Here is a 7,265-nt window from a genome sequence, read left to right as displayed (position 1 = left end):
CAACAAACCGCAGTGAGCGTGACCGCCGCCATAATCATTCGCTGCCCCGTCACGCGACTTGGTCCAGTGTTGCCCGGTGTCGAAGTGATAGTGGTCTGCGTGCTGGTCGATGGTGGCGTAAACCATCGGGTTGGGATCAAGAGTGAACGGACGGTTGAAGTGAGCCCCGTGGATCGCGTGCCACAAATGTCCGTTGACTGTATTGATGAAGAACGGCTCGCCGTACTCGTTGAAGTCGTGTCCCCAGGGGTTCGTCGTTCCGTGGGCAAGAGCCTCGAAACGTTGGCTCGTGATGTGGTATCTCCAGAAACCACCTTCCAGTGCAACGCGTTGTTTGTCCGGCGTGCCGGGAACACCCACCCGCCCCGGACATGAACCACCGCATCGACCGTACAGCCAGCCGTCCGGACCGAACCGCAAGCCGTTGGCAAAGTTGTGGTAATTTTGCTTCGCGATCTCGAACCCGTCGAGCACCACGTGGGGTGCCGCATCGGGGATCATGTCGTGATCCGCGTCAGGAACGAACAGCAATTGCGGCGGGCACATCAACCACACGCCGTTGACGATCTTCTTCGGCGAGGCTGCCTGCGCAGGTGAGGAGGCCTGTTCCGACGAGGAACTGCCGGTGTCGGGCATGGTGGCGATTCCCGGTCCGACCTCCACGCTTGTCAGACGTGAGAGCGTGTCCAGGAAGATCGTCCGGTTCTCCGGTGTCCCGTCGCAGTCCGCATCGGTGAATACCACAACCCGGTCGCGAAGGTCATCGCGGAACCGGACGCCGCGTTTGGCGTACGTGTAGTTCTCGCCGATCCACATCCGTCCACGATGGTCCCATGCGATGTCGATCGGGTTCTGCACGTCGGGTTCGGCCGCGAAGACCGAAGCGGTGAACCCCGGTGGCAAGTGGATCGCCGCCGCACTGTCCGCAGGACTAGGCTGTCGGTGGGAGGCCGCCAGTGGTTCGGTATCGTCGGGCGAGGGGAATGTGGAGGCAGGTAAATTCGGGTGCGACGCGGCCCGCACTTCGTCGGCCGCCCCGCTCGGCTTTGGCGTTAAATTCGCGTTGGAGTCGTCTGCCGCCGACAAAGATGTCAAGAATAGGGCGATCGCGACCGCCCCGGTGCAGCGGGCAAGACCGCGGTGAGGCTCCGATTCGCGCCTCGCAGACTCCGATTCACGCCCCGCAGATTCCGGAGACGCGTCAACCGGTCGTGCATCAGACGCCCGAAGTGCGTAGAACATATTCACAACAGCATTCATTTGACGATTTTGGGAACATAAATAATGCGGCGAATCGGGAATTTACCGAACCAGACGCAAGCGAACCGCTTTTGCGACTATCTGCAAACGCAATCGATTGACGCCAAAAGCAGTTCGAGCGACGAATCCGCGTCTGCGGCCGCAACCGAACATGATATTTGGATTCGTCACGAACAGGATGTCGAGAAAGCTCGTGAGCTTTTTGCTCGATTCCAGTCCGATCCTCAGGCGAGTGAGTATGACGTATCGGCCGAAGCGGCGCGGCTGAGAAAAGAGCGTTCAGACCAAATTGCTCAAAAGATCGCCGCTCAGAAGAAGGCTCAGTTGCGGCTCGGACGCAACACGACGCAGCGCGGTTTCGTCGGCGGCCAAGGGCAAACGCCAGCCACCATCCCGGTGACAATCGGCGTGATCGCCTTGGCAACCGTCATCGGCTTTGTGACCAATTTTAGTCGCGTCCAAATCGATCCCGAACGCGTGGAACAGTCGTTCGGGTGGACGGCCTACAATGCATTAACCTGTGTCGACGCCATCACGTATGTCCGTACCGGAGACGCGTTCGCGTCGATCAAGGGCGGAGAGGTGTGGCGGCTGTTTACGCCGATGTTGTTGCACGGCAACATGATGCACCTCGCCTTCAACATGATTAACTTGTATATCCTCGGCGGTGTCGTTGAGCGGATTCACGGCAGTTGGTTTTATCTGGTTCTGCTGCTGATTTGCCAAGCGATTGCTACGACGACTCAAATCGCGTTACCCGATTGGCTCGAACCGCCTCTCGCGATTGGAGCTTCCGGAGCCGTTTTTGGTGTGTTCGGGTTCGTTTGGATTCGTCCCAAATTCCAGGCCAGCTATCCCGTTGAGATTCCATCATTCAACGTGAAGTTCATGCTCGGCTTCCTCGTGTTGTGCTTCACGCCGATCCTGCCCGGGATTGCCAACGGCGCTCACGTGGGAGGGTTGCTCGCTGGCATGGCAATCGCGGCTATTGCTCCGCAGAAGAAATAGCGCGGGGCAGAGTGATTCGTACCGTCGTGCCTTTGCCGACGGTGGATTCGATTTCGATGATGCCGCCAATCGATTCGACGTTGGTTTTTACAACGTCCATGCCGACGCCGCGGCCACTGATTTCACTGACGACGCGAGCGGTGGAAAATCCGGGCAGGAAGACGAACCCGCGGATCTCGTGGGCGCTCATCGAGTCAGCAATCTCACGAGAGACGAGCCCGTTGTCGATCGCCTGCTGTTTGATCGCCTGGGGGTCAATCCCCGCGCCGTCGTCGGTAACCTCGAATCTGGTTTCGGTGACCTCGTGATACGCCCGCAGGACAATCGTGCCGCAGGACGGTTTGCCCGCCGCGACGCGTTGGGCCGGTGATTCCAATCCATGGTCGCATGCGTTGCGGACCAAATGCATCAACGGATCCGCAATGGCATCGACCGACGCGCAGTCGGCCTCCACCGCGTCGCAGTGAATCTCGGGCGTGATTTCTTTCCCGAGACTCTCCGCCAAGTCGGCGATGTAGCGTGGGAATTTGGCAAACACGCTGTCGACTGTTCGCAGACGGACTCGCCGGACCGCTTCGTGCAATTCCGAACTCGCTCTGCCGATGTTAGTCACGATCGGCCTGATCATCTCGCCCTGCATGACACGGGCGGATTTCTCGGTCTTGCGTGTCCCACCGCAGTTGTTTGTCGTTCGATTGTTCGCTGTGGAGTTGTTCGCCGAGGAGTTGTTCGCTGTTGAGTCCGATGTCGACCTGGTCGGCGTGGAGTGTGCGAGGGAGTCTTCGGAGTCGAGGATGCCCAGCAGTCGGTCGCGATCGTCAATCAATTGCTCGGCTGCTCGCTCGATCCGGTTGAGGACTTCTACGGGGACACGCACAAATTTCAGTGGCTCGCCACCGAGGCCGATTGATTCGGATCGGTCATGCAGGTCATCACGTTGGCTGGACTGCGATGCGGGTGTGATCGAGTCGGCGGTCACCTGCGAGGGCGTCGCGGCAAAGACATTGTCGATTTGCGTTTGAATCTGATCGAGCGATTTGTGGACGCGGCCGCTGGCCTGGTCGTCCGATGTCCGATTCGGATCCCGGCGAATGGTATCGTGTCCCTTGGGAGCGGGCGTTTTCGTCTCAGCGGCGGACCCGCGTGTCGATTGAAACTCGTTCGGGTTTGCTGGGGGCTGTTTGGCTGGGTTCGAGTTCGTTGGTGTCCGGCAGTCGGCAAACTCCTTCAAGTGAGCATCGAGCCTGCCGCAGACCGCCATCGCGTCCACACGTCTGCCCGATGGCAACGACTCGACCATCAGGCTCATCCGGTCGATCGCAGCGAGCAGCACGTTTGCGGTTTCTTCGTCCGGAGACAGTTCCCCGTCACGCAGCGCGGCGAACACGTTCTCGAGTCGATGCGACAGCATCACTACGTCGATCAACCGCATGTAGCCGGCGGCCCCTTTGAGCGTGTGAACCGCCCGGAATGCGTCGTCGATTAAATCCTGGTTGATCGATGAGTCATGCGAGTCGAGCTGTAGGACGCGGGTCTCCAGGACACGCAGGTGCCCCCGGGCCTCGTCGACAAAGACGGCAATCAATTCAGAGTCGTCCAACGTTTCAGCTCATCCGATCGGTTTGGGGGCGTGCGCGATCACTGCGTCGACGCAATCGCCGACCTGATTATCTAGCCCATAAAAGTTTCCTCAACCCGGTCGATCGGCAGCGCCACGGCGATCACAGAGGCGAGAATGTGATCGGCATCGGATCATTGCGAACAATCGTCACGTTCGCTTCGGAAGTCGGGCCGGCGGGCAGGTATTAAGCCCGATGGCGGGCTTTTGGGGTACTCGGAGGCTGGTCCTCGAAAGGGCTGTTGATTTATTCGTTAAACGGGCAGCCAAAGTCGGCCTGCTTGCCACAGCCACGTCGCCTACGGCTACCGGTTAAACGCAATACCGTTCAGTTTTCGTTTAACCCGTGCCCGAAGGGTAGGTGGTGTTCCGTCAAGCGTCGCCTACGGCTGCCGGTTAAACGAAAACGCCACAACCCGGTGCTTCATTGAACGGTATTGCCGTTAAACGAAAACAGGTTGACTCTTGATTAAATCGACCAACCGCGAAGGCTAGGGCTCGTCACCGCGGTCGCATAGTGGCAGTTAAGTCGCGAACAAAACGCCGCGAACAAAACAATCGGGCCCGACGTCAGCATGGAAAGAGGCCCGCGAGCCCAAGGCCGCATTCGCGATCCCGCGAAGAGGTGCGGACGGGGGCTGCACCTCAATGTCGCCTTGGGCAGTGTGTAGGTCGCACTGTGATTGGCCTCGCTGTGTTCTATCGCACTGTGGGCCTCATCACGCAGCGGTCGACGCACCGCGGGACGACAATTTCACGCAAAATGGCTCGTCACGGAGTCGGACGCCCCGTCGCCCCCTTTCGCAACTCGGCCATCGCGCGATAATCCTGACCGAGAACGCACCACCTGCGTGCCCCTCCCACATTTCCTTTCCACTGATAGAAGACTATGCCTGGAACAGAACGTCGCCGAGAAATCGCCCGCCTTCGTGCCCGCCGCAAAAAGACCGCCAAGTTGCTCAACCGTGCCAAGGCGGGAACGATGGACAAAGCGGAAGTCGCACGCAAACTGCGTCGCATGACTCCCGGCGCTGAGGACATCATCAAACGCGAAGGCCTCGCGTAACACCGGGTGGTTGCACGAACCGGGCAGTTGTTCGGGAGCGAGTAGCGAGGAACGCGACACGTGTGTTTCTCGCTCGCTGACTTCACCGTTTGCCCGTCGCAGGTTTGACGGCGTGCCGGGGCGAGCGGAATCTCGCTCGCATTGCGGGCCTTTTGAGGCTCTCGGGCCTGAAAGCTCGACTGCGACGGGAGAATCCACCCCTGTTTCAACCCTCCCCGGTTCGAACTCAGTGACACCCGCGACCGACATCGAAGACGCGATGCGGTCGCTGATCCATGAACGCCGAAATTTTTCGGCGAACCATCGGCCCGTACCTGGCGTAGGCACGGGCCAAAAACATTTTCGGATATCCTCCGCTGATTTCCCATTTCCCCATGCATTTCGGATTTTGACTCGATGGCAGAAACTGCAAGCCAAACCGATTCGGCCGCAATCGAGCTTTCCAAAACGTCGCCCGCAGGACCCGCTTCCTCCGATTCGCGATCCAACGAAACGACGATGATCGAGGCAGTCGGGCTGAGTAAGTTCTACGGCCCATTCGCGGCCGCCCGCGACGTCTCGTTTTCGGTGAAGAAAGGCGAATTGGTTGCGTTCTTGGGGCCCAACGGGGCCGGCAAGAGCACGACGATGAAGATGCTCACGGGCTACATCGCACCGAGCGAAGGGCACGCGAAGATCGCCGGCCATAACATGATGGACGACCGGATCGCGGGCAGCCACCGGCTCGGGTACCTTCCCGAGAACGGGCCTCTTTACCCTGAAATGACTCCCCTGGGCATGCTCGAGTTCTTCGCCGATGCCCGTGGACTCGCGGGTGCGAAAAAGCGAGACCAGATCGAGAAGGTGATCGACATCTGCGACCTCAGTTCGGTGATCTACAAACCGATCAGCAAACTGTCCAAAGGTTTCAAGCAGCGGGTCGGCATGAGCCAGGCCCTGTTGCACGAACCTGACGTGCTGATCCTCGACGAGCCGACCGCTGGTCTCGACCCGAACCAAATCCGTGGCGTACGCCGCACGATGCGTAAACTTAGCGAAACGAAGACGATTTTGCTGTCCACGCACATCTTGCAGGAAGTCGAGGCGATGGCCGATCGCGTCGTGTTGATTAACGAAGGTCGCAAGGTTTACGACGGCGATGTGGAAGGTCTCCGCACCACCGGCGACGGCGATTTGAACGAAGCCTTCCACGAACTCACTGGTCAAAAAGAGGGCTGATCCGCGACGGCGATTCCGACGTGCATTCGCCTCGGTCGCCATTTCGCTCACGCCGGCTCACGCCACTCTTGTTCCCTGTCCATTCATCCTTTGCCCACACCCAGCTCTTAGTCCATGGCTCTTAACTACGTTTCGATGGCCCTTCTCAGTGTACTGGTCTATGACGCAGTATTCCTGTTGTTGTTGCTCGGCATCGTCCTGCTGTTGGCGGGAACCAAACGGGCCGCTTTTGCGGTGATGAAACGAAACTTCATCGGCTATTTCAGCAACCCGACGGGCTATGTGTTTCTGTGTATCTTCGTCTTCCTGACGTCGGTCGCCGCGTTCTGGCCGTATGAGTTCTTCAACGCCAACCTGGCCACGCTCGACCAGCTCAACTACTGGTTCCCGATGATCATGCTGGTGTTCATCCCGGCAATCACGATGAGCATCTGGGCCGAGGAAAAACGTCAGGGCACCGACGAATTGCTGCTGACCCTGCCGGCGAGCGATTTCGACATTGTCATCGGAAAGTACATGGCGGCGGCGTCGATCTTCACCGCCTCGCTGCTCTTCAGCCAACTGAGTACGTTCACCACGCTCGCGATTTTGACCGAAGGGTCGCTCGACATTGGTCTGATCTTCACGACGTACTTGGGTTACTGGTTCGTCGGGTTGGCGATGATCGCGATCGGCATGATCGCCTCGTTCCTGACGGGTAACTTGACCGTCGGCTTTATCCTCGGGGCTCTGTTCAACGCGCCGCTGGCTTTCGCATCGCTCGCCGAAGCGGTCAGCCCGAGTAAGCAGTTCGCCGAGTGGGTTCAAGGCAGCGGCATCGCTCGCCCGTTTGACGACTTCGGTCGCGGCGTGATCAGTTCCTCGTCGGTGTTTTACTTCGTCCTCGTCGCCGCCGTTGCACTTTACGTCTGCATGATCCTGATCGGACGCCGTCACTGGACCGGCGGCAAAGCGGCAACCAAATGGCGTGGCACTACGTTGCCCGTGCTCTGGCGTTGGTCGTGTTCACCGTGGGTGCGGTGATGCTCGTTCCGGACGCATGAACTGGGCCGCCGCGACATGACCGAGGGGCAAGGTCAGCTCGCTTCGCCGACG

6 protein-coding genes are annotated in these 7,265 nt (G+C 59.2%); 4 read left to right on the top strand and 2 right to left on the bottom strand.

Annotated elements, in window-relative coordinates; genetic code table 11:
* A partial coding sequence (locus tag RSSM_RS12555) for a PVC-type heme-binding CxxCH protein (protein ID WP_390174054.1) occupies positions 1-1,242 on the bottom strand: 1,242 nt, incomplete at its 3' end.
* Between the two features lie 42 nt (positions 1,243-1,284).
* Between RSSM_RS12555 and RSSM_RS12550 the strand changes: the two genes are divergently transcribed.
* Positions 1,285-2,268 (top strand): rhomboid family intramembrane serine protease, encoded by a 984-nt coding sequence (locus RSSM_RS12550; protein ID WP_008678984.1) that lies wholly within the window; start codon positions 1,285-1,287, stop codon positions 2,266-2,268.
* Here RSSM_RS12550 and RSSM_RS12545 read toward each other — a convergent pair.
* On the bottom strand, positions 2,246-3,868 hold the full coding sequence (locus RSSM_RS12545) for a chemotaxis protein CheA (protein WP_008678982.1): 1,623 nt from the start codon (positions 3,866-3,868) through the stop codon (positions 2,246-2,248). The two genes, RSSM_RS12550 and RSSM_RS12545, sit on opposite strands and share 23 nt — an antisense overlap.
* A 907-nt stretch (positions 3,869-4,775) precedes the next feature.
* On the opposite strand from RSSM_RS12545, the gene RSSM_RS34115 reads away from it, so the two are divergent.
* The 3 genes from RSSM_RS34115 to RSSM_RS12530 all read left to right on the top strand — a co-directional run bounded on the left by RSSM_RS34115 (position 4,776) and on the right by RSSM_RS12530 (position 7,193).
* Positions 4,776-4,952 (top strand): DUF6800 family protein, encoded by a 177-nt coding sequence (locus tag RSSM_RS34115; protein ID WP_008678979.1) that lies wholly within the window; start codon positions 4,776-4,778, stop codon positions 4,950-4,952.
* A 498-nt stretch (positions 4,953-5,450) separates the two neighbouring features.
* Positions 5,451-6,170, top strand: a complete 720-nt coding sequence (locus RSSM_RS12535; RefSeq protein WP_008678976.1) for an ABC transporter ATP-binding protein — start codon at positions 5,451-5,453, stop codon at positions 6,168-6,170.
* A gap of 114 nt (positions 6,171-6,284) precedes the next feature.
* Positions 6,285-7,193, top strand: coding sequence for an ABC-2 transporter permease (locus tag RSSM_RS12530; RefSeq protein WP_008678973.1), 909 nt, complete (start codon positions 6,285-6,287; stop codon positions 7,191-7,193).
* The last annotated feature ends 72 nt before the right edge of the window (positions 7,194-7,265 follow it).

Origin of the sequence: Aporhodopirellula sallentina SM41, assembly GCF_000346505.1 — a bacterium.
Lineage (GTDB): Bacteria > Planctomycetota > Planctomycetia > Pirellulales > Pirellulaceae > Rhodopirellula > Rhodopirellula sallentina.
This window is presented reverse-complemented; position numbering and strand designations above follow the sequence as displayed.

What these genes read in the sequence shown, in the direction of transcription:
- RSSM_RS12550 (WP_008678984.1), top strand. Translation starts at nt 1,285, where the DNA reads ATGCGGCGAATCGGGAATTTACCGAACCAGACGCAAGCGAACCGCTTT.
- RSSM_RS34115 (WP_008678979.1), top strand. Translation starts at nt 4,776, where the DNA reads ATGCCTGGAACAGAACGTCGCCGAGAAATCGCCCGCCTTCGTGCCCGC.
- RSSM_RS12535 (WP_008678976.1), top strand. Translation starts at nt 5,451, where the DNA reads ATGATCGAGGCAGTCGGGCTGAGTAAGTTCTACGGCCCATTCGCGGCC.
- RSSM_RS12530 (WP_008678973.1), top strand. Translation starts at nt 6,285, where the DNA reads ATGGCTCTTAACTACGTTTCGATGGCCCTTCTCAGTGTACTGGTCTAT.